Consider the following 23,953-nt stretch of genomic DNA (forward strand, 5'->3'; position numbering starts at 1 on the left):
ATATTACGAAATCACCCATGTTTGACACATTCAAAAACCGCCTAGAAATCACAGGAAAACTAACAACAATCACCGCATTAAGAATTAGTCAAGGACGTTCAACCGAACCTATCGGTACAGATTTACCCGTCATCAAAGACGCATTAGGACAACCATTAATCCCTGGTTCAAGTTTTAAAGGTGCATTAAGATCCCGTCTTGAAAGTTTCCTCAGAGGAATTGATGATAAATTTGCAGCTAACCCAGCAATTGAGGAAGAATGGTCTATTCCATCTAAAACAATAAAAGACAAACAAGGAAACATTATTAAGAAAGGGTTAGATACTATCAAACAAGAAATTGAAGATGAACTAAAAAATGATGAACAAAAAAATATTAAAGCTGATGAGAGACTTACAGAAGAAATTATCAAAAAAACAGATTTAATCTCTCGTCTTTTCGGTTCACCTTGGATAGCAAGTAAGTTCCAAGTCCGCGACTTAACCGTAGTAGATAATAGCTGGTTTGGACAATATCAAGAACGGGATGGAGTATCAATTGACCGAGATACAGAAACAGCAGCAGACGGCAAACTCTATGATTTTCAAGTAGTACCAGCAGGAACACAATTTGAATTCCGTGCAGTAGTTGAAAATGCCAAAAGTTGCGAACTGGGACTATTGATGATTGGGTTACATCAATTTGAAACCGAACAAATTCCTCTTGGTGGTGGACGTTCTCGCGGTTTGGGAGTTGTTAAACTAGAAGTAGATAAAATGTGGTGGCTTGATGTTGAGAATGATCCTGAAAAATTGTTAACATATTTACAAGAATTAGTTAATAGTAAAGTAGGAGATCAATTACCTACTTATCAAGAAGGTAAAGGTTTCAAAGATATTTGGACTCAAGAACTCATCAAGCACTTGACAGATAATATATCCAATAATTCTACAACCGCAACCCAAGCACAATAGTGAAGAGGTGGAAAATGGCTTTCAGTAATTACAAAACCATTGGTGAAGTCCTCAAAGCTTTCCAAGTTACCTACACAGAAGCTAATTTTATTAGCGAAATTGCTTTTAATATTTCTGACTATTTCCGTGAAGATTTAGAATTAATGATGCGCGATGCTGTCGTAGATAATTCAGAATTTGCCATCTGTGAAAATCTCATTTATCCTGTTCTCAAAGAAGTTTGGAAAATCTACCGTCAACATTTTATTTTATGGAGTCACCAATCATTAAATTATGATGAAAAATTATCAGGATTTCCTGAATATATTTTAGCTAAACGTTCTCCTTTAGGTAAAGTTGTTTTTGACAAACCCTACTTTATTTTAGTAGAAGCAAAACAGGATAATTTTGAGGGAGGTTGGTCACAATGTTTAGCGGAAATGATTGCTGCTCAAAGATTAAACAGCGAATATCAAATCATTATTTTTGGTATTGTTTCTAATGGTGCAACATGGCAGTTTGGAAAACTAGAAGATAATCAATTCACTAAAAATATGACTCCTTTTACTATCTATGAATTAGCTAAATTGTTTGCTGCTGTTAATTTTGTATTTCAACAATCTGAATTACAGTTGAATAATTTAGTTTTATCTGCTGCTTAACTTTACCTGAATTAATTAAAATTATGCACAAAAAACTTGTCAATCATTGCACCATAGATTTAAGCATTATTCCCAATGGACCGATACTTATAAAATCTGGAAAAGAAGGTGCAGACCCCACAAATCCCGATATGGCATTTGTTGAAACATTTCATAAGAATGGATGGTCAATTTACTTACCAGGAAGCAGTTTAAAAGGTGCAATTCGCGCTCATGCTGAACGTATTGTTAGAACCGTAGGTAGTGATAATAATACTAACAAAATTTGGGCAAGTGACCCAATGAAAGGTAATTATTTACCTGAAAAATTATCAAATCACGAAATATATAAACAATCATCATTTACAGATCAAATCTTTGGTAATACATCAATTGCTAGTAGAATGAGAATAGAAGATGCTTATCCCGTAGATATCCAAAAAGTAAGATTAGAAGAAAGAAATGGTGTCGCAATAGATAGAGTATTTGGTTCTGTTGCTGTCGGACCCTTCAATTATCAAGTCTGTACTGCGGGAGAATTTAAAACCAAAATACATTTAAAAAATTTCACCCTTGCACAATTAGGTTTAATTGGTTTGGTGTTACGTGATTTAAATGATGGTTGGTTTGGTTTAGGTTTTGCTAAATCTCGCGGTTTAGGAACTGTAAAAGTAAACTTAAATCAAGCAGTTGTCCAGTATCCAGGATGTCAACTCGATACTGAAAATAGCAAAATTCATCAACTAGGAAATTCACAAGAATGGGATACTAATTCTCTTTTGGGTGTTGGTGAATTTTTAACAGATGATGAAGCTAAAAAATATGGTTTTAAAAAACCAGACAAAAAAGATTCCGAAGGTTTTGCTGAGTCAATGGAATTCAATATTGGTGTCAAATTGACATGGGGAAATAATACTAATTCAGGTGTAAAAGATTTATTTGAACGTGCTGTTAATGTTTGGGGTGAGGTTTTGAAAGCATGACTCAAGAACTAAAACCAGGGTATGTCTATCATAGAAAATTGGTATTACCTGAAAACCTCAAGACTTTAATTACTTACGTTTCTCAATCTCCAAGTTATTATTTTCTACGCTATTCTCATTGCGTGAGTGGAATTTGTCAAAAATCACCTGATAAGATAGAAGAAATAGAAGGACAGGTTTTTAATTCTATCTGTGAAATGCGATGGAAAAAAATTAAATCTGGTTATGAAGTCTTAGTTTTGAGTAAACAGGAATTGAATTTAGAAAATTTTGAACAATTAACAGGTAAGTGGAAAATTTGTGATAGAAATGCTGTTTGGTATAATCCAGAAGAACCAAGGTTTCCCAAAGGTTTCATTTTTAAAGATGAGAATGATGAATCTCTCAATCCCAAAGATATAGAAATCAAACAAAGATATTTCCAAAATGCTGATACAGCAACTATTCATTTTGTCGCATTAACAGTTAAATAAAATGACAAATACACCAAAACCTAAACCCAGAAAACCACTACCTGCTCAATCTCCTATCCCTAATGATGAAAATATAAATAGTACATCTAAACCTTATCAGTTTGTTTCCTTTCCACAGGAAAGACCAAATTTAAAAAATCCAGTTGGACATGATAAATTTGATAAAAATCTTTTGCATGGGATTTTATTTTTAACTCTAAAAGTTAAAACTTCACTGCATATTTCTACTGGTGTAACTTCCCTTGGTAGTGATATTGCAGCTCGTGTACCTTTAATTAAAACAATGGTACAAGGAATTGATAAACATCTTTTAATTCAAGGAAGTTCTCTTAAAGGTTGTATTCGTTCTGTGTATGAAGCGATTACAAATAGCACTCTTGCGGTAGTTACTTCAAGATATCGAGATAAAATACCCAACGAAAGATTACCTTGTAAAAATAAACAAGAATTATGTCCCGCTAGTCAAGTATTTGGTGCTTTAAATTGGCAAGGATTAATTGAATTTAATGACGCTAAATGTGAAAATATCGGTTTTAATACAGGATTTATGCCATCCTTGTATCGTCCCCGACCTGAACCCGGAAGCGCGTATTTTAACACCAGAGGAAAAGTAGCTGGACGCAAATTTTATTATCATACAATTCGCGCTATTGAAAAAGGAGAAAATCAAGGAACTCCAGTTCAACAAGCTGCAAAAGAATACACTTTTACAACTCAATTGCAATTTAAAAACCTCAAACCCGAAGAATTAGGAACATTATTTATTATTCTGGGACAAGATGCTAATTATCCCATAGCTTTAAAAATTGGTGGTGGTAAACCGATTGGGATGGGAACAATGACTGTAGAAATTTCCCAAGCTAAGATATTACAAAATATTGATGATTTGCGATCGCACTATTCTAATTATACTCCTAATCAGGATCATTTTCTCAACGGAGAAACCCTAAAAAAATTCATCCAAACCCAAATCAAAACTGCACATTCTCAACTTATACAAACTCCCCAACTCCAACAACTTGCAGAAGTTTTACGTTACCCAACTGACAGAGAATCACCAGAAGGAATGTATTAATGTCAACCACAGAATCTTTAACAGAAACAGAATCCCAGCTTGCACATAATTTAGCCATAACTTTGGTTAAAGAGGAAACTGATGTTAACGAAGTCGGAAAAGTAATTGCATATCTGCGGAGTATTATTAATGAACCTGATGCAGGAAAGAGATTTTTTAGTTACCTGAAAACTCTTGTAAATCATGGTAGACAAATTGGACACAGTGGCCGCACCGCAGGTTTCTATCGCAGTATAGAAAATGCCTGTAATCAATATCTACAAAATCAACAAAATAACAGCCAAACTATGTTAAAAATACTAGGTTGGGCTATGCGTTTGATGCGATATTACAAAGTTAGTCCGATTGAGGAAATCTCTGTTTCTGAGGTTGCAGAAATTTCTGAACGTCAAGCGGAAATTGCCGAAGTTATTAGTAACAATAAGTTTGAAATTGATCAAGTTATAGAAGCTACAATAACTGCAATTAAGGGAAATAGGGTCACTTATGAGATTTTGGGAACTATTAAGTTGACTCAGAAAGAACCGAAAAAAGCAGCTTCTTTAAATGAGGGACAGGTGGTACGGGTGGAGATTTTAGAACTTAAAGATGATGGAAGTATCAAAAAGGTTAGGTTGATTGATTAAACCAATGATTAGTAGTCGTTATCAAATGTTTGCTATATGACCCTACTTAGGACTGATATAGTTGTTTTTTCTACTTTAAAAGTGCTAAAATTGCATAGTAGAAATCAAATTATAGAGAGGATCATACTTTATGAATGAATCAAAGAAGGTCTATCTTAAGACCAACAGTAGTCGACTAATAGTCAGTATATGCTCAGAACCAGTGTGCAAATATACTTACCAAAGCCAGTCCAGTTATTTCAATAAGTATCATTTCTTTTACGATGAGAATAGATATTCAGATTTAAAATACTATGCAATATAGTAAGTAGGTAAACAAAAAAAATTAAAGGTGTGTAAAGATAAGTAAATACGGAAAAACATATATTAGGGTGATGTAAATATGGGGTCAAGGTTAAGGATATTCCTGACAAAAAAACAAGATAGAGAGTTGTTTGACCTGAGAACAGCGAAAGTACCGCAGAAAGTAAAAGATAGAGCTGAAGTAATCAGATTAAATGCAGATGGTTGGTATGTGGAAAAAATAGCGGCTCACTTTGATTGGGGAGAGCAAACAGTAAGAGTCGTGTTGAATAAGTGGGAAAAAGAAGGAATAGAAGGACTCCATGAGTTACCAGGTCGAGGGAGAAAGCCAAAATTGGTGGAAGCTGACATTGAATATTTAGAAAAATGCTTGAAAGAAGAAGCACAAACTTATAACAGTAAGCAATTAGCAGAAAAACTGGATAAAGAGCGTGGGATAAAAGTAAGTACCAACACAATCAGACGGGGACTAAAAAAAAAGGGGTGATTTGGAAGCGGATAAGAATAAGTCATCAAGCAAAACAAGATCCAGTGACTCGTGCAAATAAACAAGCAGATATGGATATGTTAGAACTGGCTGCGGCTAGTGGAGAAATAGACCTAAAATATTTGGATGAATCAGGATTTTCAGCTTGGAGTGATTCAGGTTATACATACTATCAAAAAGGAGAACAAAAAAAGCTCGAACAAACAAAAAGACGTGGACGCAGAATCAGTATTATTGGGCTATTTCAGCCATTAATTAGCTTTATTTATGGTCTAGTAATTGGAGGAGTTAAGCGCAGTTCTTACATCAAAATGATGGAACAAGAGGCGCAAGAAGCATCTGAAAGTAAACGAATGAGAGTCATAGTTCAAGATAATGGACGAATACATTGTTGTAAAGAAGTTCAGGCATTATGGACAAAGTGGGAACAAATGGGTTTATATATGTTTTTCCTTCCTAAATATTGCTCGGAAATGAATCCAATTGAATTAGAATGGCAACATCTTAAACGAGATGAAATTGCTGGAAAAATGTTTGAGGATGAATTAGAACTAGCGTATGCAGTTATGGATGGTGTTGAAACCAGAGGTAAAAAAGGAAAACACCGGACAGAACGTACTAAATTTAACAAAGCCAATTAGGTTAACTTTTCTTTACATACCTTTAAATTTTTCTGTTAACCTACTTATTTTATTTATTTTTTAGTCAAGTTCTACTAAAAACTAGAAACTTGCCTAAAATAAAGGGAGTTGCTAAAACTAGTCTTTACTAACTATGTTTTCTCTCCCTTTTTTAAAACAACCAACATTGAGTGAAAGAGCAAATTATGAGTGAACAAACAAAAAATAAAGTATATTTAGTCACAGGTATGAGAATCGCAATCGACAGTGAAGATGGTATTTTAATAGCAGGAATACTTTCAGATAATCCATTTATAGAGAATCAAGAATCTGATTCCTCGGTAAACCCAATAGCTAACTTTGCATTTACTCGACAACAAGCTGCTTTTTTAAGAAATCGTCTAAATGAATTCCTGAAGGAAGAAGAATGACTAATTCAACATCTAAACGCAATCACGCAATAAAAATTTTTCAACCTACTGCTTGGAGTAAATTTCGTTCATCTGACCTAAACTTAATTAGCCAAAAAAGTCATGATGCCGTTTCTGAAATCAATGACTTGGTAAGAAAATTATCTAAAGTAACCCATGTAAAAAGAGTACAAGCTATAGCTCCAAACTATCCAGATAAACATTGGATTGAGTTTGAATTACAGTTATATCCAGATACTCAGTTATCATCTGAAGCCTGGGATAAAGTGCAAGATATGGTAATTGATTGTGAATGGATGTTAAGGGATAAATCTACTGAAGACTGGTACTTTCATGCTGTAGTAGTTGATAAGCTTTCACTCATTCGAGATGCTTCAAAGATAGTTAATGATTCCTATCACTTAAAAAGTTTTGCCAGCTTTCATCTCAACCTAGTTGTGAGTTAATTATCTCTAATCAAGTGTTTATATAAAAATGACTTGTGATCACTACCTTCAACAAGCTAAAAGCAATGAACAGGCAGCAAAAAGCCTTGAAAATACTTTTCCAGACTGGGCTGTAACTATATGTTTTTACGCAGCACTGCACTGTGTAGAATACTATGCTTGTGTTAGAGGATCTGATATAGAACAGGAATATCCTGGAAAATCTCCTCATGAGCGTCGTCGCAATTATGTGATAGGACTAGCAAGCCAACTAAAAAATCGCAACTTAAGGAAAGTTTATCAAGATTTAGAGGATGAGAGCCGGAAAGCCAGATATCTCCAAAATCTGACTACTAATGCAAAAGTATATTACACTCAGGATAAATTTAAGGTTAGAGAATCTTTTCAAAGAGTACAGCAAATTAGGGAAATATTAGGTATCTGAGATATTAAAATCCTCGCAAGGGGACGGAAACTAACATCCGTTATATACTGACTAACAGTCCACTACTGTTACCATATAAACTCCATCAGGAGACGGATAAACCAATCCGTGAGATGCTGGATAATTAATTACATTAATTCCTATCCCATCTCTCTTCCCCGCAAGGGGATTAAAACTACTAACTAGCCAAATTCTGCTTAAAAAATAAAAAACCAGCCTGACATAAATAAAGTTGGTTAAATTACTGTTGACTACGTAAGCCAATTGCAATTTTAAGCGGACGAACACAAGAAATAATCCAGCCAACTCTATATGGAATGGGAAACCAGGACAACCGTTGGTACTGTTGAAGGAATTAATAATAAGCTGAAGCTGATTAAAGGTTTTGGGTATGGATTTAGAAACTTTGAAAATTTCCGAATTAGATGTTGATTAAATTGTTTTTTTTATTTAAAAGTTCAGTATAAGAACTACCGAAAAGCCAATAATTTTTATTTTATTTTTTATTCATGTACTGTAGATATCAATTGAGTAGAAAATATTTTTCTGGAAATTTTTCTGTAATGATCATAATGGGTTGGCGATTAGCAAAAACTCGATAAGTCCTAAAAAGTAATGGGGTGTCTGGAGTAGTATCTACAAAATAATCTGATAGTTCTTGGGCTGGTTCTTTGCCAATAGAAATTATTTCTTTAAAGGTTTCTAACCGGAATTCTATCCACAGTCTACCTATGGTTGTTTTAGAGGTTAATAATTGGGTTCTAAAATTTTCGTCTAGCCTTTCTAGAATAATTTTAGATTCTGCATAAACAAAATTTTTCTGGCTATTTGTACCTTGTAAAAGAATTGATCGATCAATTATTTCGCTGCCTATTTCTAATTCTAAATCTGGGAGATTTTGATTATTAGTATTAATTGATTCAGAAATTTTAACTAATTGTATTCTTTCTCCTAAATACTGTTCTAATACACTTGTTAATGTGCCATCATTGGTTAAGATAATTCTTTGCAGAAAATTCAGATCAGACCAGACTATCTGATTACTATTTAATATTTTTGGTAAATCTTGTTTCATGCTTTGAGGTTTATTTACTTTGAGGTTTATTTACTATAACAAGACAGTGTAAAGAATGTGACGATTTATGGTAAAAAAAGATAGGTCAGCTATTGTCAATAAGAGCAATAAGAATGAAAATGTTACCTTTATTTTATCAAAAGCACTTAAAAAGTCAATTGAGTCTAGCAGAATATCTGTTCTTCAAAATTTTCGTTTTGGTGAACATCTTACAGTCAATTAAAAACGTGAATTTAGAAAGGTTAGTGAATGGGCTACCATGACCAATTAAATTTGAAAGTATAAAAAAAGAATACAAAGATTTATCGTTGCATAAATGCGGGCTGAATTGGCGATTAAAAGCATTGAAAAGTCGTTCTAAATTGAGTGAAATCATCCCAGGATTCAGCAAAGCCGTTACACATTTTCAGAAAAGTTCCGATGATATGTAGGTTTTACCAAGTATTGCTAACAAGATAAAAAACGGTGAAGATATTCTTTTAAAATTAAGATGACACTATCACAAATTAATCATTATGTCTTTAACAGAAGAAATTCTTTCCCAACTCCCTGGAAATGTATTAAATAGCCTACGTCGCACAGACGAAATTTTAACATCTCTGCGAACAGATAATCAAACTATCCCAGAAGTAGTCCAACAAAACCCTGAACCTTTAACCACTGTAGACTGGGATGTAATTATCTGCGGTGGAACATTGGGAATTTTGATTGGTTGCGCTTTAGCCGTTAGAGGTGTCAAAGTAGCACTATTAGAAAGAGGAATTTTAAGAGGAAGAGAACAGGAATGGAATATTTCTCGTCAAGAATTATCCGTATTAACTGAACTCAACCTACTCACAGAAACCGAACTACAAACCACCATAGTCACAGAATATAACCCTGCACGAGTTAGTTTTACTGGTGGTACAGAAGTTTGGGTAAAAGATGTTTTAAATATCGGAGTAGACCCGATTTATCTATTAGAGACTTTAAAAACTCGCTTTCTTGCTGCGGGAGGAAAGTTATTGGAAAACACACCTTTTCAGGAAGTAGTAATACATCCCAACGGAGTCATAGTTAATAATCAATTTAAAGCTAGATTATTACTTGATGCAATGGGGCATTTTTCACCCATTAGCAAACAAGCACGTCAAGGGAAAAAACCAGATGCACTGTGTTTAGTAGTGGGAACTTGTGCCGAAGGTTTTCCGGAAAATGAATCTGGGGATTTGTTGTTATCTTTCACTGCTTTAAAAAATCAATGTCAATATTTTTGGGAAGCTTTCCCTGCTAAGGATGGGAGAACCACTTATTTATTTACCTATATGGATGCAGCACCCCAGCGTTTAAGTTTAGAAGATTTATTTGAGGAATATTTGCACCTGTTACCAGAGTATCAAGGTGTAGAAATTAGTCAATTAAATTTTAAACGAGGGTTGTTTGGTTTCTTTCCTAGTTATCGTCAAAGTCCTCTACAAACTCCCTGGGATCATATTTTAGCACTGGGAGATAGTAGCGGTAATCAATCACCTTTAAGTTTTGGTGGTTTTGGGGCAATGATTCGTCATTTAGAAAGGTTGACTTTTGGTATTGAAGAAGCATTAAAAACTGATCAATTATCATTTTCCTCTTTAGCACTTCTGCAACCTTATCAACCTAGTTTGAGTGTAACTTGGTTATTTCAAAAAGCCATGAGTGTGGGAACTAATCAACAAATTCCCCCTGATCAAATTAACCAACTTCTCTCTGCTGTATTTGAGGAAATGCAAAAATTAGGAACTCCGGTTTTAAAACCTTTTTTACAAGATATTGTCCAGTTTTCAGCTTTAACCAAAACTTTATTAAAAACTGGTTTTTCTCATCCTATCTTAGTCGCTAACATTATTCCCCAAGTTGGTTTGTTGAATTTAATTGATTGGACATTAAATTATGTAAATTTATTTGTTTTCACTCTTTTATTTTCTGTTGTTTCTATGTTAGAACCAATAATAAAAAATCTGCCCACAGATCAACAATATTATTGGCATCGTTGCCTAGATGGCTGGAAATTCGGTTCAGGAAAGGATTACAAAGAATAAAATATTAATAAAATCAGAGGATAGTAATGATTGAAAATAAATCTATCAGGGTAAAATACTTTCGGGTACTAATTACTTTACTCCAAGACCGGGAAATATTTCTGGAAGAAATCCGCCAAGGGGTAAGATTACCTCATAAAATTATTTCATTATTGGTTTGTAGTTCCATATTTATTGCCATTTATGGCGGAATTATTGGTGCTTATCATAGCTGGATGCAAGCTATATCTTCAGCGGTGAAATTACCTGGACTTTATTTAATTACCTTACTAATATGTCTACCAACTTTGTATTTTTTTAATATCATTTTTGGTTCTCGACGTACTTTTGGACAGCATTTTGCTTTAGTTTTAACAGCAGTTTCTGTCACCAGTGTTCTGTTATTTAGCTTTGCCCCAATTACACTATTTTTTCTGATTACAATTAATAATTATCAATTTTTGATTTTGTTAAATGTAGTCATTTTTGGCTTAACCGGATTCATTGGTGTTTATTCTTTATATAATGCTAGTAAGATCATTTTAGAACAAGATAACCAAGGTAGTGATCTTAGAACTAGAATTATTAGGGGTTGGTTATTTCTTTATGCTTTTGTTGGTAGTCAACTAGGATGGACACTAAGACCTTTTTTTGGTGTGCCAGATTCGGTGTTTCAATTGTTTAGAGAAAGGGAAGGAAGCTTTTATTTAAGTATTTTACAATCTATCGGTTATATTTTAGGATTTCGTTAAATAATCAGGGGTAATAACAATGATTAACCAGCAAAATTATGTCCAGCAGCACTTTAGTGTTTTGATGAGTTTGTTACGCGACCGTCAAGGTTTTTTAGAGGAAATTCGTCAAGAAGTTAGATTACAAAGTAAAATCAGTTCTTTGTTTGTCACCAGTTCCATATTTTTCGCTATTTATGGGGGAATTATTGGTGCATCTCACAGTTGGATGCAATCTTTATCTTCAATCATTAAACTCCCAATTTTTTACTTATTAACCCTCATTATTTGCTTTCCAACTCTGTTCTTTTTTAATATTTTGTTTGGTTCTCGGAGTACAGCTAAACAGCATTTTGTCATCTTGCTGACAGCGGTTTCTGTAATTAGTGTGTTGTTGTTTAGTTTAGCACCTGTGACACTTTTATTTATGATCACAGCACCTAATTCTTATCAGTTTTTTAAATTATTAAATGTTGTAATCTTTGGAATTACAGGTGTTTTTGGAGTTAAGTTTCTCTATGAAGGAATGCAGTTACTTTCAGAAGATTATAAAGATAGAGGAATGCAGTTACTTCCTAAAAATGAAGAATATGATACTGACAATGAATATGAAAATCAAGAAATACAGTTACTTTCAGAAGATTATAAAAATAGAGAAATGCAACTACTTCCTAAAAATGAAGAATATGATACTGACAATGAATATGGAAATCAAGAAATACAGTTAGTCTATGAAAATGAACTCAAGTTAATTCCTGAGAATAAACCACATCAGCCGAAAAAATTAACTACTAAAAATGATGAAGTTGGTAAAAAAACCAGAACCACAATTTTAAGATCCTGGTTATTTCTTTATGGTTTTGTTGGTGTGCAATTAGGATGGTTTTTGCGTCCTTTCTTTGGTTCACCTGGTACTGATTTTCAGTTATTTCGCACCATCCAAGGTAACTTTTATTTAGATGTTATTAATGCTATTTCTCAAATATTAGGAGGTAAATAATTCCCAATTTTTAGTTAATTTTGAACTAAAGCTCAACTACAAACTATTTCTTCTATCTAAAAATTTCAACTGTTGATATAAACAACGAATTAAGGGTAAACTGAAATCATTTGCTGCTGCTATTCTTAGTGGGTTGCCAACTATTGCTTCTACTTCTAAAGGGCGGTTTTCATCAAAATCTATTTTCATGCTGGTGCGATAGGGTTTCATGTTTACAGTGTATTCCAGCATGGTGTGAATAAAACTATCAGGAAGTATCCTCCCTGTACTTTTTGCCCCTAATTGTACTTCAAACATCAATTGTTCAACTAATGTCCGCGTGTACAAATTTGTCATTAATTCATCTGTTGTCGCATCCAGAATTACAGATAAACCATTGTAAGGAATATTCCAAACCAGTTTTTTCCAACGTCCTAATAATAAATCTTCTGTTAATTCTATTTCAATACCAGCATTTTCAAAATCTTTCGCAATTGCCCTCATTCTTGCTGTAATTCCCACGGGATGATAATTTAAAGCATATTCACCCAACGTAATTTTTCCATAGTCTAAATGATGAATATGTCCTGCGCCAACTTTGTTAGAACAAAGAAAACATAAACCACCTATGACTGTGACATTATTAACAATTTGGACTACTTCTGTTTCTATTCCTAAACCATTTTGTAATACTAATACTATGCCATTATTCTTGACAACTGGTGGTACAATTTGCGTTAATAAATGGTTTTGTGTTGTTTTCAATGCCACTACTACCACATCACAGCTTGGCATTTTATTTACATTGTTGTATGCGTTGACTTGCGGAAGTAGAAAGTCACCATCTTTTGATTCGACTATTAAACCATTTTGACTAACTTGTTGATAATCACTGTTCAGTAAAAAGTGAACTTCATTACCAGCTTTTTGCAGTTTAGCACCATAAAAACCGCCTAACGCGCCAGTTCCTAGAATTGCATAACTTAAATTGCCCATTTTATCTATTAATGAATCTTAATAAAGTCATAAATTGTTATTTTACCAGGATTTGAAGTTTATAAAACTTAAACATGATTTACTATTCTTTAGAACTATTGGTAGATATGAGGTGACATTAATGGCTGATATTGTTGATATTGCAGTTAGTAATGATTCGTTTAACACTCTGGTAGCTGCGGTACAAGCTGCTGGTTTAGTAGAAACCTTGAAAAGTCCAGGGCCTTTTACAGTCTTTGCACCTACGGATGATGCTTTTGCGAAGTTACCACCTGGTACAATTACAACTTTGCTACAGAATATTCCTCAGCTAACCAGAATTTTAACCTATCATGTTGTTCCAGGAAAGCTGACCAAGGATGATTTGGCTAAATTGGGTACAGTGACTTCTGTAGAAGGTTCTCCGATTAAAATTAATTGTGATGATGGTTTTGAAGTGAAAAATGCCACAGTTTTAGCAGCAGATATTGATGCTGATAATGGCATAATTCACGTAATTGATACGGTAATTTTAATGGGTTAATTTAGCAATGGTGGGCTTTGTCCACCATCTCTGAATTATTTATGTGATGATTTTAGTTGATTGAATGCAGTGAATTCTTTAAATTATGTAAAATAATCAATGTGATTACTCACTATTACGATAAGATAAATATAGGTAAATAAATAAATGTTAAACTCATAATCATAAGCTAATCTTATCATCAAAAATTAATGCTTGATTTCACTGCTTTATTTGAATTTTCCCGCGCTAATTGTGCTGGTATTTGTACTTTTCTTGTACCTGCAAACATCCTAGCCACATTGTTAACTATCATCCTCGCTGTGTTAAACCGCCCCACATTACCAATCTTACCAGCGGTAGGGTTTGCTAGTATGTTTGCTAGTATAATGTTGCTGCACGTTTACACTTGGTTTGTGATCGGTGTGGTGATGCTACCAACCTATATTTTATTAGGTTTAGCAACTACTTGTTTACTAACTAATTTAGTGATGATGATCTGGCGCAGAAATTCTCTACAATTAGGTTATTTTTGGAAATACAGTAGATAATATTATTCCCAGTCTGAGACTGGGAAATAGATTAATGTCTGCTATTTAGAAAGAATTAAATCTACAGCAGATTTTAAATCGGGAAGAATTAAATCAGGTTGATACATTTCTAATTGTGTGCGATCGCGTATTCCACTTTCTACAGCTATCATTTTCACACCGTGTTTTTTAGCTGCTGTAATATCTGCTTCTGTGTCTCCCACCATCCAAGTTTGAGTAGCTGGAGGAAGTTCTTTGACAGCTTTGGCCATTAACAATGGTTTATCTTCAATATCACGGGTTTTTACATAGTCATTACTCAAACAATAACGACGGTTTTCTGGGAAAAATTCCCCTAAATTATATTTATCAACAGCATAGTCTAATTCTCTGACTCGACGCATCGTCATCACCACTAAATCAATTCCTGCTTGTTGTACTTTAGACAAAGCATCTATCGCACCGGGAACAGGAATATCATATTGAAAATATGGTTGGGTGTGTACAGTTTGCTTGCGAATTTTAGTAAATTCCTCAGCTTGTTTTGCATCCAAACCTGATTTTAAAGCAATTTGTTTTTCAGGAGTGTGCGATCGCTTGAGTTGCCAAAATTCCGGTTTAGAAAGTTTTATCACTTCTTGATCAGGATATTTGGTTTTCTGCAAACACAATTGATAAACTTGATAATACCTCTCGGAAACATCCATAATTGGACCATCAAAATCAGTAATTAGTCTCAGCATTAGTTGATAATGTTAATTTTTTTTCATTATCTCAGTAAATAGGGATCTGAAAATTATGAGAAACTTCTTTACTCTCACCTGTCACCTGTCACCTGTCACCTGTCACCTCTTCCCTCACAAAACCCCGTTTTACCTGTTCATTTTCAATAGCTGTAAATAAAGCCCGAAAATTGCCTTCACCAAAACCAGCAGCTTGAGAACGACGTTCTATAAACTCAAAGAAAAATGTAGGTTCATTAAAAATCGGTTGGGTGAAAATCTGTAATAGTAAAGCTTCTAAAGGTGCATCTTCCTGGGAGTCAACTAAAATTTCTTGTTGAGCGATCGCTTGTAATTCAGAATGTGATAAAGGCAATTCTAACCGCTGTTGTAATTGTAAATAATAACTTTCGGGGACAGAAAGAAAAGATAAACCAGCAGACCGGAAATGAGCGATCGCCTTCACTATATTTGGAGTTCGTAAAGCAATATGTTGAACACCAGAACCACAATTTACATCTAAAAATTCCTGAATTTGAGAATTAGGAGAAGATGGTTCATTAATAGGCAATTGTACATTACCATTAGCCGAAATCATCACCTGACTATGCAAACCAGAACGTTCAGTATGAATATTAAAACTTTGCTGAGGTTGAAAATCAAAAATCAAACTGTACCAATTGACAGCAGATTGTAAATCACCCGCAGGTACATTCAAAACCACATGATCTATAGCCGTAAAACTATCCTCATCTCTCCATGATAACTGACGATTATCAATACTTCTTTCGATCAAAGAATGAGTCAATCTACCCCAAGCGGCAACCTTGGAATATTTACAAAATACACTATTCCTCACAGGTTGTAAAATCTTTGCACCATTAGCTTTAGCCTTTGCCGTTGCTGCTTCCACATCCGTCACCATAAACGCTATATCCGCCACACCGGGAGGTTGATGACGCAAAAACTCCGCCACTGGGCTAGTAGATAATAATGGTGAAGATAGCAAGAAATAGACATTGCCATTTTTTACCACTTCTGTACAAGTGTGAAAAGACTTTTCCTGATTTCCAAAAGTAGGGAAAGAGGAATTAACTACTGCTTGAAAACCCAGACATTTAACAAACCAATTGCGCCATCCTTGGGCATCTTCTACATAGAAGTGGACGTGATCAATTTGCAGCATATTTTCTGAAATTCCAGAGCAACAGCTTTATTATCAGTGCAATTTGCAAATTTTTCCTGATTTGATAAATTTACTTACTTGTACTGATTGAAAATTGTGAATCCACAGTAGCAGATTCACCTTGAATATTGTGTAGTTAAAAGAACAAATGACTATCTGGTTGAATATTAATTTCCATGGGTACAGCTTCAGGTGCAGCAGATAAAGCATAGAAAATTGCCTCAGCCGCAGTGTCACAACTAAGCATTTTACTTCTGTCTACTTTTAAACTGACGTTATTCCAAAATGGAGAATCTACACCACCAAAATAGAAGAGAGTAAACTTAACACCAAAGCGTTTTAGTTCTTCTGCCATACACTTACTAAAACCCACAACCCCAAATTTAGAAGCAGAATAAGCCGCAGCCATCGGCATGGAATGTTTACCCAAAATTCCCACGATATTGCAGATATGACCAGATTTGCGTTTTTGCATTTCTTTGGCAGCTGCTTGAGAAGTGTAAAAGCTACCTTTTAAATTCAGATCCAAAATTCTCTCTAATTCTGCTGGTTCTATGTTGTTATATCCTTTAAGAATACCTAAACCAGCAGCATTGACTAAAATATCAATTTGACCAAAATGTGCCAGAGTTGTTTGTATTAATGCTTCTACTTGTTCAGGTTGAGTGATATCCGTGGGAACTGTCAACACTCGTCCCGATAACTCATTTGCTAATGTGGCTAAATTAATGCCATCCCTAGCAGCCAATACTAATTTAGCCCCTACATTTGCCAATTTACGAGTCAAAGCTGAACCAATTCCACCACTAGCACCAACGATGACAATAACCTTATCCTGCATAACTGTGTTTTAATTTTGTTTACATTTCTTTACAAAGTATAGCAGGAGATGGAGAGTTGGGTATTGGTTTATTCATCTCCTACTGCTCCCCCGGCCTCCTTTAAGGAGTTAAATGGAACACATTTAAAGAAATAGAAACAATACTTAAAAAAGTTAAAAAACCAATAGTATCCAACAGGGTAGTTACTAACGGACCACTCATCAATGCAGGGTCTAACTTGAGTCGTTGTAATCCTATTGGTAACAGAGTACCTAAGCTCACAGCAATCATTGTATTTGTAGCCATCACCACACCTGCTACTACAGCCACCCATCTCTCTTCCGGTTTAGCCCAAATTAGAGAAAGTAACATCATGGTTACACATAAAACAACAGCAGTACCAAAACCGGCGAGTAGTTCTTTACGGAGAATTTTCCCCGTGTCCTTGGGTGTAACTTCACCTACCCCTAAACCACGAATTGTGACTGTTAAAGCTTGAATACCTACCGTCCCCCCAGTGTTGGAAAAAATAGGCATAATCACCGCTAAAACCGGGACAGCAGCAATTACCTGTTGAAAGGGAGCGATCGCACTAGCAGCGCCAATATACAATCCCATAATCCCCAATAACCAAGGTAAGCGTTTTCTAATAGTCACATGAGCAGGGGACAAAGCTTCTTCATCACCACTGACACCTCCTAATTTTTGGATGTCCTCTGTAGCTTCTTCTTCTAAAATATCAATGACATCATCAATGGTGATAATTCCTACTAATCTTTCCTCTCTATCAACTACAGGAATAGCAATTAAATCATAACGTTGCATGACTCTAGCAACTTCTTCCTGTAGGGTTTCAGTTTTCACTTTCACCACATGAGAACTGGCAATATCTTTAATTAAGACATCGGGAAAAGTAAATAATAATTGACGCAAAGAAACAACACTAACTAATTTACGATTATTGTCTGTGACATAAGCGTAGTAAATTGTCTCTTTATCTTCATCTTGTAAACGGATTTTATTTAACGCTTCACCAATAGTTAAACCTTCTTGTAACCGCACATATTCAGTAGTCATTACCCGTCCAGCAGTTCCTTCTGGATAACCTAAAATAGTTGCAGTAGCTTGTCTTTCTTCTGGGCTAAGTTGTTGAATTAATCTTTTTACCACTCCCGCTGGCAGTTCATCAAATAAATATGCCCTTTCATCAGGACTCATTTCTTCTACCAGATTCACAACTTGTAAATCTTGGAGAGAATTTAAAAGTTCTTCTTGTACTTCTGTCGGTAAATATTCAAATACATCTATCGCTCGACCTTTATTTAGTAAACGAAAGGCGATCGCCCTTTGTTTTTGAGGTAATTGGGCAATATATTCTCCCACATCCACTGGTTGCAAATGGTTCAAATCCAACTTTAACTGATTGAGGTCGGCAACATCCAATGAATTGCGAACTTCCTGTGTCAGCATAATAAATTCCTCCTAATGTCTCCCCCTCGCTGGGAGACTAAATCGCCAGCTTAGGGGAGGATACTACTGCCATCTGGTGGACTTTTGTCCATAAACTCTTAAAAACTCAATATGAAAATTTTACCAAGCAATCGTTAGTTTATCATCCTACCCTATTATGGGTGAATATGATAGCCTTACAGAAACAATACTCTTTTTAGGTAGTATTATACACTGGTATGTATTTGGTTGGTTTGATTTCTCTTTTGTGTAGATCAATGTAAAGATTCTACTACCGTTACAGTCCATGTCAAGTCCATTAATCTATCTTACTAGAAATCTTTACACAATCAAAATATTTGTAAATTGACATCTAGTTATTGTTTTTGTTATTTCGTTTTTTTAAAATTAGTAACCTGATATTTTAATCATGTTCAAATATCAAATTTAGTTTGATTAAATAAAAGTACAAATTACCTAAAAAATGACTAAATAATGACTAAATGTACAACTAACTACATAAACACTCAGCTACTATCAGTATTCAGTAATAAAAACCTTTGAATCCAAAGATTTGTGATTAATTTTTGTACTTCATTTACCCCGCAATATGCTGTAATTTTGATATTCAAAAATAACCCATTTTTATGAATAGGACTTACACACAAGTTATGGAAAAACGTATCGCTCAAGCGAAAGCTCTCCCTACTTCTCATACCCCTGATAACCTGTATAATCCCCCACAACACCCCAAACCCCACACCCCCCAGACATTAACCCTCTGGTAAACTGTCAAATACCTGTTGAACTAACTGCTTAGTTTTATTTTCCAAAAGTTGCCACTCTACTTCTCCTGATTCGTCTATTAAACTGGTATCAATATCAACTTCCATATTCTCTGGAGTGTAATTAAAAAAACACACTTGATAACACAGATCCCATAAATCCACGTTTACTTGCTGTTCTTGACGTTGCAAGCGCAGATGGTATCCTGGATGGGGCATCGGCAAAAGAGCAAGATTTTCCTTAATCTCTTGTAGCTGTGTTGGTGTAGCAGTTTCCATTTCTGCCAGTAACTGTGTCACCATACCTTTTGTTTCATCAGTTGTACAGGCTGGCCAAATTAGTACATCATGGTAAGTTCCTTGCCAATCAGATACATCTAAATGTTTACGGATATTATCCACAACGCGAATAAAAGCTGGCTGCATGAGGATCTCAGCTTGTTGCCATATAGCGGGATTTGTTATCTTAGGTGGCATTGTTAGTTAACAGGAATACTAAACAAAACTTAAAAATTTGTTGGTTTTATTAAAAAACTGCATTTTTAGTCTAAATCTTTTCTCAAGATAGCGGATTTCTGGGAAGAAAATTTGGAGATATTGACTACTATCTAAAAAAAGTAAGTGTTAAAACTGGGGAGAGAACATGATAGGCAAACTACTAGATCACCGATATCAAGTTATCAGAGTTTTGGCAACGGGAGGATTTGGTCAAACTTATATTGCTGAAGATACTAGGCGGCCTGGTAATCCCATTTGTGTTGTCAAGCATCTCAAACCCGTCAGCACTGATCCAAAAATCTTTGAAACTGCTAAACGTCTATTCAATAATGAAGCGGAAACTCTAGAAAGATTGGGTAATCATGACCAAGTACCTAGACTATTGGCTTATTTTGACGAAAATCAAGAATTTTTCCTAGTTCAAGAATACATTGACGGACACACTATTAGTGAAGAACTCATCCCTGGCCAGCCTTGGAGTCAAAACCAAGTTATGCAGTTGTTGCTGGAAGTGCTAGGTGTTTTAGAGTTTGTCCATCAACAAGGTGTCATTCACCGCGATATTAAACCAGATAATATTATCCGTCGTACTGCTGATTATAAGTTAGTTTTGGTAGATTTTGGGGCTGTCAAACAATTAAGATCGCCTCTGGTATCTGTAGGCGCACATCCTACCGCTACTGTGGCTATTGGTACTCCGGGCTATATGCCAACAGAACAAGGACAAGGTAAACCCCGTCCCAACAGCGATATTTATTCTCTGGGAATTATTGCTATTCAAGCTTTAACAGGAATATCTGCTAGTCAATTTCCCGAAGATCCCAACACGGGAGAAATTCTCTGGCAACATTTTAAACCTGTCAATAACCACTTGGCAGAAATTCTGACTAAGATGGTACGTTATCATTTTAAAGATCGTTATCAAACAGCGACGGAAGCACTACAGACTTGTAGAGAGTTTGTAAATATGAATTCTACTTTTTCTGTTGCGCCCCAATCTCCTCAACAAGTCGGCTACAAGCCACCCAAAACTACTTCTCAATTTTTATCACAGCCTACTGTAGCCGTAGCACCTGCTAATCCTGTGGTTAATCGGCCTACTCAAAGAAATCACAATCAGAGTAAATCAGATCCTTTACCTTTGATTATTGGTTTATTTTTGGCTGGTGGTGCAGCAGCTTTAGTTACCAATTTATATCCCAATTTTAAGAATTTAACCGCTAATTGGATGGGGAAAGATCGTACTTCAGCGAAGGCTTGTGCGGCAATAGTAGCACCTAATTCTAATATTCGTTCTGAACCAAGTGCGATTAATTCTGATAGTATTCTCAAAACTCTGGGTGATGCTAGTGATTTTCAAGTTACTGGTCAGCGCACAAAAAGAGGTTGGGTAGGATTAAAACTTAAATCGGGACGTTCTGCTTGGGCCCATTCTGATGTAATTACCAATAATCAACAATGGATTTCTTGTTTACGAAATCAAGGAGTTTCTATCCAAACTGTAGATGACGGTTCTTTAATAGCTTCTCGTCCTGTTCCTAAACCAACACCTATTGCTGTTACTCCTCAACCGGAAAAGTCTGAGCCATCTACGGCTGAATCTGTAAATGAAGATCAGCAGAAAATTGTCGAAAAAGCACGTCAGAAATTTGAATCAGGAGATTTACCAGGGGCGATCGCTCAGTTAAGAACTATTCCTAAAAATGCTGCTTCTGGGATCAAAGAAACGGTGGAAATTGTGAACCAATGGCAAGCAGATTGGGAAAAAGCGGAAGCATTAGCTAATGAGATTAATAAAGCTATTGATAATGGTCAATGGGATCAGGTTTTAGCCTATCGAGATCAACCTGAAAAATTACCTGATATTAAATATTGGCAAGATAAGTTACAGCCTTTGTTTCAAGAAGCTGCTAAAAATGCTTCTAAACAGGTTCTACCTAAAGAAGATCCAAAAACTGCTCCAGACCAACCTACAACTACTAAAGCATCTACCCAGACAGAAAAAGATGATAGTAACAACTAAAAACAAGGTAATGGAAATACTTTCTTTCCCATTACCAATTACCCATTACCGTAGTTCGTCGTATTCTGCTGTTTCTACTCGTCTAGCTTCTGAGCGAGAGGAAGGTAAAAATTCTGCTCTTCGCATTGTCGCTAAAGGCGGTGTTTGTCCGTTATAAGGATGAATTACCTGTACGGTACGGGTAGGACGTTGTTTGGGAGCAAATAAAGATAAAACTCCAGCTACAACTACACCACCACCGATGGTTAATGTTGCACCACCTACAGCCCAAAGTATAGGTGAATCCAACCAGGATTTTTGCTCTAATGGTGCTGGTGCTAATTTTTGTTGGTTTTGTACTTGGGCTAATTCCCACTGCTTTTGAGTGGCAATATTTTGCATTTGACCTTGGAGTTGTTGGTTTTGCAAGCGCAATTGTTCATTATCTGTTTTCAACTTCTGCATCTCCATCTCAAACTTTTGCATTTGCAAAGCTTGGTCGTTATTAGGTGCAATTGGTTGAACATTAGAATATACTGGTTGCCCATAGTTAGGAGGGTATTGCATTGATGGCTGCATTACCTGGGGTGCTACAACCGTACCTGGCATTTGTGGGGCAACCGCAAAGTTAGGTTGTTGTACGGCTGTGTTTGTTCCTTTTAACAAAAGAAGAGCAGCCAGACCAGCTACCGCAACTCCACCGATAAATGCCATACTTTCACTCATAATCTTTTACCCCTCAACTAGGACTGAAGCTTTACTTAATTTTGATCGGCGCAATTTCACACTTACTCTCACACTCATAATTTGTCGCCCAATTTTAATTTTCATAAGACTAAAACTATAAGCAAATATATCAGGTAGTTTTTTTAGTTGACTATGGCCTGGTATGTGCTGTCCCTATTCAAGACTATATCAGTCCAATTGTCCACTATTGAATGATAAAAAAACTACGCTGTTATACTTTTTAATCTAATTTTCCCAAATCATCAAGAGGGTGTTTTGATTGTTTCTTTGAGATTTTGGCAAAATTGGGCGATCGCCGAGAGTCCTTGTTCTGGTGTTCCTTCTGCTAAACGCTTAACAATGGCACTACCGACAATTGCTGCATCCGCGCCCCATTCTTTTACTTGTCGTGCTTGCTGGAGATCGGCAATACCAAAGCCAACGCCAATGGGTTTATCTGTGACGCTACGAATTTGTGTGAGTAAATCGGAAACACGACTTTCCATTTGCGATCGCATTCCTGTCACACCGGTCACACTCACTAAATAGATAAATCCTTGGGAAGCTCTGGCGATCGCCTCTATTCGCTCCGCAGAACTGGTTGGTGCTACTAATAGCACTAAATCAATACCCATCTCACTGGCTGGTTTTAACAACCCTGCTGCCTCTTCTAAAGGCAAATCAGGCACTACTAACCCAGCCACACCAGCATCTTTAATTTGCCCCAAAAACTTATCTATCCCCCTGTGCATAATGGGGTTGTAATAAGTAAACAAAATTATTGGGGCTTTTAAAGTTGGAGTAATATCTTTTACCATTGCCAAAACCTGATCCAAGGTTGTACCCCTTTGTAAAGCACGGGTAGCAGCAGCTTGAATCACAGGCCCATCAGCCAGAGGGTCAGAATAGGGAACACCAAGTTCAATAATATCCGCACCAGAACGATCTAGAACTTGTAAAGCCTTAGCTGTAGTTTCTAAATCAGGATCACCAGCAGTAATAAACGGAATCAGAGCGCACTCATGATTCCGTCGTAAAATTTCAAAACAACGAGAAATTGCAGTCATTAGTCAGTTATCAGGTAATTGGTAATTGGTAACTGGTAATTGGTAATTGGTAAACTTCTTGCTGTCACCTATCACCTATCACCTAATTTTCGGATTCAATTTCAGCTTGTATTTTCGCTAATTCTTCAGGACTTAGTTCATCTAGTCGCTTTTGTAGAAAAGCTTTTTCGTATTCTTCCCGTTGTTGGTGGTAGGTCATTTTTTTATTCCCTGCACGGAAAAGATATGTGGCTAACCAACCTATTAAACCAACAACCAGTAAAAACTGACTCCAAATTCCAGCATCTTGACTGTTTAAACCAACTAGCTGTAATCCTAGATAAGCCAAACCACCAGCCAAAAAAATGCCCAAAGCAATTCCGAGTGCATCAATGCGTCGCATGAGAATTATGACCTACCAATATATC

Annotated in this window: 26 protein-coding genes and 1 pseudogene; 17 read left to right on the forward strand and 10 right to left on the reverse strand. The window is 35.6% G+C overall.

Going from position 1 to position 23,953, the window contains the following annotated elements; translation table 11 throughout:
• The first annotated feature begins 17 nt into the window (after positions 1 to 17).
• The 11 genes and pseudogenes from csx7 to WJM97_RS18375 form a co-directional block, all read left to right on the forward strand.
• Positions 18 to 953 carry a CRISPR-associated RAMP protein Csx7 gene (gene csx7, locus WJM97_RS18325; RefSeq protein WP_353930215.1) on the forward strand — a complete coding sequence of 312 codons (936 nt, stop codon included), beginning with the start codon at positions 18 to 20 and terminating at the stop codon, positions 951 to 953.
• A 14-nt stretch (positions 954 to 967) separates the two neighbouring features.
• A complete protein-coding gene (locus tag WJM97_RS18330) occupies positions 968 to 1,594 on the forward strand; it encodes a hypothetical protein (RefSeq protein ID WP_353930216.1) in 627 nt (208 codons plus the stop codon).
• Positions 1,595 to 1,617: 23 nt separating this feature from the next.
• Positions 1,618 to 2,556 (forward strand): RAMP superfamily CRISPR-associated protein, encoded by a 939-nt coding sequence (locus WJM97_RS18335; RefSeq protein WP_353930217.1) that lies wholly within the window; start codon positions 1,618 to 1,620, stop codon positions 2,554 to 2,556.
• Positions 2,553 to 3,029: a hypothetical protein gene (locus tag WJM97_RS18340; RefSeq protein ID WP_353930218.1), complete on the forward strand. Its 477-nt coding sequence runs from the start codon at positions 2,553 to 2,555 to the stop codon at positions 3,027 to 3,029. Before WJM97_RS18335 ends, WJM97_RS18340 begins: the two co-directional genes overlap by 4 nt.
• Position 3,030: 1 nt before the next feature.
• Complete coding sequence (locus WJM97_RS18345; protein ID WP_353930219.1) at positions 3,031 to 4,104, forward strand: RAMP superfamily CRISPR-associated protein; 1,074 nt, start codon at positions 3,031 to 3,033, stop codon at positions 4,102 to 4,104.
• Entirely contained in the window at positions 4,104 to 4,730 is a 627-nt protein-coding gene (locus WJM97_RS18350; RefSeq protein ID WP_353930220.1) for a hypothetical protein, read from the forward strand. The genes WJM97_RS18345 and WJM97_RS18350 overlap by 1 nt, the downstream gene beginning before the upstream one ends.
• A gap of 382 nt (positions 4,731 to 5,112) precedes the next feature.
• A protein-coding gene (locus WJM97_RS18355) for an IS630 family transposase (protein ID WP_353930221.1) occupies positions 5,113 to 6,161 on the forward strand; the annotation gives its coding sequence in 2 pieces (ribosomal slippage) (positions 5,113 to 5,505 and positions 5,508 to 6,161; 1,047 coding nt in all).
• Positions 6,162 to 6,346: 185 nt separating this feature from the next.
• A complete protein-coding gene (locus WJM97_RS18360; protein ID WP_353930222.1) occupies positions 6,347 to 6,571 on the forward strand; it encodes a hypothetical protein in 225 nt (74 codons plus the stop codon).
• Positions 6,568 to 7,017 carry a hypothetical protein gene (locus tag WJM97_RS18365; RefSeq protein WP_353930223.1) on the forward strand — a complete coding sequence of 150 codons (450 nt, stop codon included), beginning with the start codon at positions 6,568 to 6,570 and terminating at the stop codon, positions 7,015 to 7,017. The genes WJM97_RS18360 and WJM97_RS18365 overlap by 4 nt, the downstream gene beginning before the upstream one ends.
• A gap of 28 nt (positions 7,018 to 7,045) precedes the next feature.
• Positions 7,046 to 7,441 carry a hypothetical protein gene (locus tag WJM97_RS18370; protein WP_353930224.1) on the forward strand — a complete coding sequence of 132 codons (396 nt, stop codon included), beginning with the start codon at positions 7,046 to 7,048 and terminating at the stop codon, positions 7,439 to 7,441.
• A 321-nt stretch (positions 7,442 to 7,762) separates the two neighbouring features.
• Positions 7,763 to 7,873: pseudogene (locus WJM97_RS18375) on the forward strand (transposase); the annotation flags it as partial.
• Positions 7,874 to 7,964: 91 nt separating this feature from the next.
• Here the strand turns inward: WJM97_RS18375 and WJM97_RS18380 are convergent.
• Complete coding sequence (locus WJM97_RS18380) at positions 7,965 to 8,516, reverse strand: chorismate pyruvate-lyase family protein (protein ID WP_353930225.1); 552 nt, start codon at positions 8,514 to 8,516, stop codon at positions 7,965 to 7,967.
• A gap of 515 nt (positions 8,517 to 9,031) precedes the next feature.
• Between WJM97_RS18380 and WJM97_RS18385 the strand changes: the two genes are divergently transcribed.
• The 3 genes from WJM97_RS18385 to WJM97_RS18395 are packed head-to-tail and all read left to right on the forward strand — an operon-like array spanning position 9,032 to position 12,283.
• The gene (locus tag WJM97_RS18385; protein ID WP_353930226.1) at positions 9,032 to 10,573 is read left to right on the forward strand and encodes an FAD-dependent oxidoreductase; all 1,542 of its coding nucleotides are present in this window, start codon (positions 9,032 to 9,034) and stop codon (positions 10,571 to 10,573) included.
• 26 nt (positions 10,574 to 10,599) lie between these two features.
• Positions 10,600 to 11,304 (forward strand): actin-binding WH2 domain-containing protein, encoded by a 705-nt coding sequence (locus WJM97_RS18390; RefSeq protein ID WP_353930227.1) that lies wholly within the window; start codon positions 10,600 to 10,602, stop codon positions 11,302 to 11,304.
• Positions 11,305 to 11,323: 19 nt separating this feature from the next.
• A complete protein-coding gene (locus WJM97_RS18395) occupies positions 11,324 to 12,283 on the forward strand; it encodes a hypothetical protein (protein WP_353930228.1) in 960 nt (319 codons plus the stop codon).
• A 36-nt stretch (positions 12,284 to 12,319) separates the two neighbouring features.
• Here the strand turns inward: WJM97_RS18395 and WJM97_RS18400 are convergent, their stop codons facing one another.
• On the reverse strand, positions 12,320 to 13,258 hold the full coding sequence (locus tag WJM97_RS18400; RefSeq protein ID WP_353930229.1) for a putative 2-dehydropantoate 2-reductase: 939 nt from the start codon (positions 13,256 to 13,258) through the stop codon (positions 12,320 to 12,322).
• 121 nt (positions 13,259 to 13,379) lie between these two features.
• Here WJM97_RS18400 and WJM97_RS18405 point away from each other — a divergent pair, with 121 nt between their 5' ends.
• Positions 13,380 to 13,781, forward strand: a complete 402-nt coding sequence (locus WJM97_RS18405; protein WP_353930230.1) for a fasciclin domain-containing protein — start codon at positions 13,380 to 13,382, stop codon at positions 13,779 to 13,781.
• A gap of 191 nt (positions 13,782 to 13,972) precedes the next feature.
• Positions 13,973 to 14,311, forward strand: a complete 339-nt coding sequence (locus WJM97_RS18410; protein WP_353930231.1) for a hypothetical protein — start codon at positions 13,973 to 13,975, stop codon at positions 14,309 to 14,311.
• 41 nt (positions 14,312 to 14,352) lie between these two features.
• On the opposite strand, the gene WJM97_RS18415 is transcribed toward WJM97_RS18410, so the two are convergent.
• The 5 genes from WJM97_RS18415 to WJM97_RS18435 form a co-directional block, all read right to left on the reverse strand.
• On the reverse strand, positions 14,353 to 15,033 hold the full coding sequence (locus tag WJM97_RS18415) for an HAD family hydrolase (RefSeq protein WP_353930232.1): 681 nt from the start codon (positions 15,031 to 15,033) through the stop codon (positions 14,353 to 14,355).
• Positions 15,034 to 15,121: 88 nt separating this feature from the next.
• Positions 15,122 to 16,198, reverse strand: coding sequence for a 4-hydroxyphenylpyruvate dioxygenase (hppD, locus tag WJM97_RS18420; protein ID WP_353930233.1), 1,077 nt, complete (start codon positions 16,196 to 16,198; stop codon positions 15,122 to 15,124).
• A gap of 136 nt (positions 16,199 to 16,334) precedes the next feature.
• Entirely contained in the window at positions 16,335 to 17,039 is a 705-nt protein-coding gene (locus WJM97_RS18425; RefSeq protein WP_353930234.1) for an SDR family oxidoreductase, read from the reverse strand.
• A 100-nt stretch (positions 17,040 to 17,139) separates the two neighbouring features.
• Positions 17,140 to 18,489, reverse strand: a complete 1,350-nt coding sequence (gene mgtE / locus WJM97_RS18430) for a magnesium transporter (protein ID WP_353930235.1) — start codon at positions 18,487 to 18,489, stop codon at positions 17,140 to 17,142.
• 752 nt (positions 18,490 to 19,241) lie between these two features.
• On the reverse strand, positions 19,242 to 19,730 hold the full coding sequence (locus tag WJM97_RS18435; RefSeq protein WP_353930236.1) for a hypothetical protein: 489 nt from the start codon (positions 19,728 to 19,730) through the stop codon (positions 19,242 to 19,244).
• Between the two features lie 166 nt (positions 19,731 to 19,896).
• Here WJM97_RS18435 and WJM97_RS18440 point away from each other — a divergent pair, with 166 nt between their 5' ends.
• Entirely contained in the window at positions 19,897 to 21,774 is a 1,878-nt protein-coding gene (locus WJM97_RS18440) for a protein kinase (RefSeq protein ID WP_353930237.1), read from the forward strand.
• Positions 21,775 to 21,819: 45 nt separating this feature from the next.
• Here the strand turns inward: WJM97_RS18440 and WJM97_RS18445 are convergent, their stop codons facing one another.
• The 3 genes from WJM97_RS18445 to WJM97_RS18455 all read right to left on the reverse strand — a co-directional run bounded on the left by WJM97_RS18445 (position 21,820) and on the right by WJM97_RS18455 (position 23,928).
• Positions 21,820 to 22,479 carry a heterocyst differentiation related protein gene (locus tag WJM97_RS18445; RefSeq protein ID WP_353930238.1) on the reverse strand — a complete coding sequence of 220 codons (660 nt, stop codon included), beginning with the start codon at positions 22,477 to 22,479 and terminating at the stop codon, positions 21,820 to 21,822.
• A gap of 263 nt (positions 22,480 to 22,742) precedes the next feature.
• Entirely contained in the window at positions 22,743 to 23,546 is an 804-nt protein-coding gene (trpA, locus tag WJM97_RS18450; protein WP_353930239.1) for a tryptophan synthase subunit alpha, read from the reverse strand.
• A gap of 82 nt (positions 23,547 to 23,628) precedes the next feature.
• Positions 23,629 to 23,928, reverse strand: a complete 300-nt coding sequence (locus WJM97_RS18455) for a DUF3007 family protein (protein WP_353930240.1) — start codon at positions 23,926 to 23,928, stop codon at positions 23,629 to 23,631.
• Between the last annotated feature and the right edge of the window lie 25 nt (positions 23,929 to 23,953).

Source organism: Okeanomitos corallinicola TIOX110, assembly GCF_038050375.1.
GTDB classification, from domain to species: Bacteria; Cyanobacteriota; Cyanobacteriia; order Cyanobacteriales; family Nostocaceae; genus Okeanomitos; species Okeanomitos corallinicola.

What these genes read in the sequence shown, in the direction of transcription:
- WJM97_RS18425 (WP_353930234.1), bottom strand. Translation starts at nt 17,039, where the DNA reads ATGCAGGATAAGGTTATTGTCATCGTTGGTGCTAGTGGTGGAATTGGT.
- WJM97_RS18440 (WP_353930237.1), top strand. Translation starts at nt 19,897, where the DNA reads ATGATAGGCAAACTACTAGATCACCGATATCAAGTTATCAGAGTTTTG.
- WJM97_RS18415 (WP_353930232.1), bottom strand. Translation starts at nt 15,033, where the DNA reads ATGCTGAGACTAATTACTGATTTTGATGGTCCAATTATGGATGTTTCC.
- WJM97_RS18455 (WP_353930240.1), bottom strand. Translation starts at nt 23,928, where the DNA reads ATGCGACGCATTGATGCACTCGGAATTGCTTTGGGCATTTTTTTGGCT.
- WJM97_RS18345 (WP_353930219.1), top strand. Translation starts at nt 3,031, where the DNA reads ATGACAAATACACCAAAACCTAAACCCAGAAAACCACTACCTGCTCAA.
- WJM97_RS18435 (WP_353930236.1), bottom strand. Translation starts at nt 19,730, where the DNA reads ATGCCACCTAAGATAACAAATCCCGCTATATGGCAACAAGCTGAGATC.
- WJM97_RS18410 (WP_353930231.1), top strand. Translation starts at nt 13,973, where the DNA reads ATGCTTGATTTCACTGCTTTATTTGAATTTTCCCGCGCTAATTGTGCT.
- mgtE (WP_353930235.1), bottom strand. Translation starts at nt 18,489, where the DNA reads ATGCTGACACAGGAAGTTCGCAATTCATTGGATGTTGCCGACCTCAAT.
- WJM97_RS18370 (WP_353930224.1), top strand. Translation starts at nt 7,046, where the DNA reads ATGACTTGTGATCACTACCTTCAACAAGCTAAAAGCAATGAACAGGCA.
- WJM97_RS18360 (WP_353930222.1), top strand. Translation starts at nt 6,347, where the DNA reads ATGAGTGAACAAACAAAAAATAAAGTATATTTAGTCACAGGTATGAGA.
- WJM97_RS18380 (WP_353930225.1), bottom strand. Translation starts at nt 8,516, where the DNA reads ATGAAACAAGATTTACCAAAAATATTAAATAGTAATCAGATAGTCTGG.
- WJM97_RS18365 (WP_353930223.1), top strand. Translation starts at nt 6,568, where the DNA reads ATGACTAATTCAACATCTAAACGCAATCACGCAATAAAAATTTTTCAA.
- csx7 (WP_353930215.1), top strand. Translation starts at nt 18, where the DNA reads ATGTTTGACACATTCAAAAACCGCCTAGAAATCACAGGAAAACTAACA.
- WJM97_RS18390 (WP_353930227.1), top strand. Translation starts at nt 10,600, where the DNA reads ATGATTGAAAATAAATCTATCAGGGTAAAATACTTTCGGGTACTAATT.
- WJM97_RS18335 (WP_353930217.1), top strand. Translation starts at nt 1,618, where the DNA reads ATGCACAAAAAACTTGTCAATCATTGCACCATAGATTTAAGCATTATT.
- hppD (WP_353930233.1), bottom strand. Translation starts at nt 16,198, where the DNA reads ATGCTGCAAATTGATCACGTCCACTTCTATGTAGAAGATGCCCAAGGA.
- WJM97_RS18405 (WP_353930230.1), top strand. Translation starts at nt 13,380, where the DNA reads ATGGCTGATATTGTTGATATTGCAGTTAGTAATGATTCGTTTAACACT.
- trpA (WP_353930239.1), bottom strand. Translation starts at nt 23,546, where the DNA reads ATGACTGCAATTTCTCGTTGTTTTGAAATTTTACGACGGAATCATGAG.
- WJM97_RS18400 (WP_353930229.1), bottom strand. Translation starts at nt 13,258, where the DNA reads ATGGGCAATTTAAGTTATGCAATTCTAGGAACTGGCGCGTTAGGCGGT.
- WJM97_RS18330 (WP_353930216.1), top strand. Translation starts at nt 968, where the DNA reads ATGGCTTTCAGTAATTACAAAACCATTGGTGAAGTCCTCAAAGCTTTC.
- WJM97_RS18340 (WP_353930218.1), top strand. Translation starts at nt 2,553, where the DNA reads ATGACTCAAGAACTAAAACCAGGGTATGTCTATCATAGAAAATTGGTA.
- WJM97_RS18350 (WP_353930220.1), top strand. Translation starts at nt 4,104, where the DNA reads ATGTCAACCACAGAATCTTTAACAGAAACAGAATCCCAGCTTGCACAT.
- WJM97_RS18395 (WP_353930228.1), top strand. Translation starts at nt 11,324, where the DNA reads ATGATTAACCAGCAAAATTATGTCCAGCAGCACTTTAGTGTTTTGATG.
- WJM97_RS18445 (WP_353930238.1), bottom strand. Translation starts at nt 22,479, where the DNA reads ATGAGTGAAAGTATGGCATTTATCGGTGGAGTTGCGGTAGCTGGTCTG.
- WJM97_RS18385 (WP_353930226.1), top strand. Translation starts at nt 9,032, where the DNA reads ATGTCTTTAACAGAAGAAATTCTTTCCCAACTCCCTGGAAATGTATTA.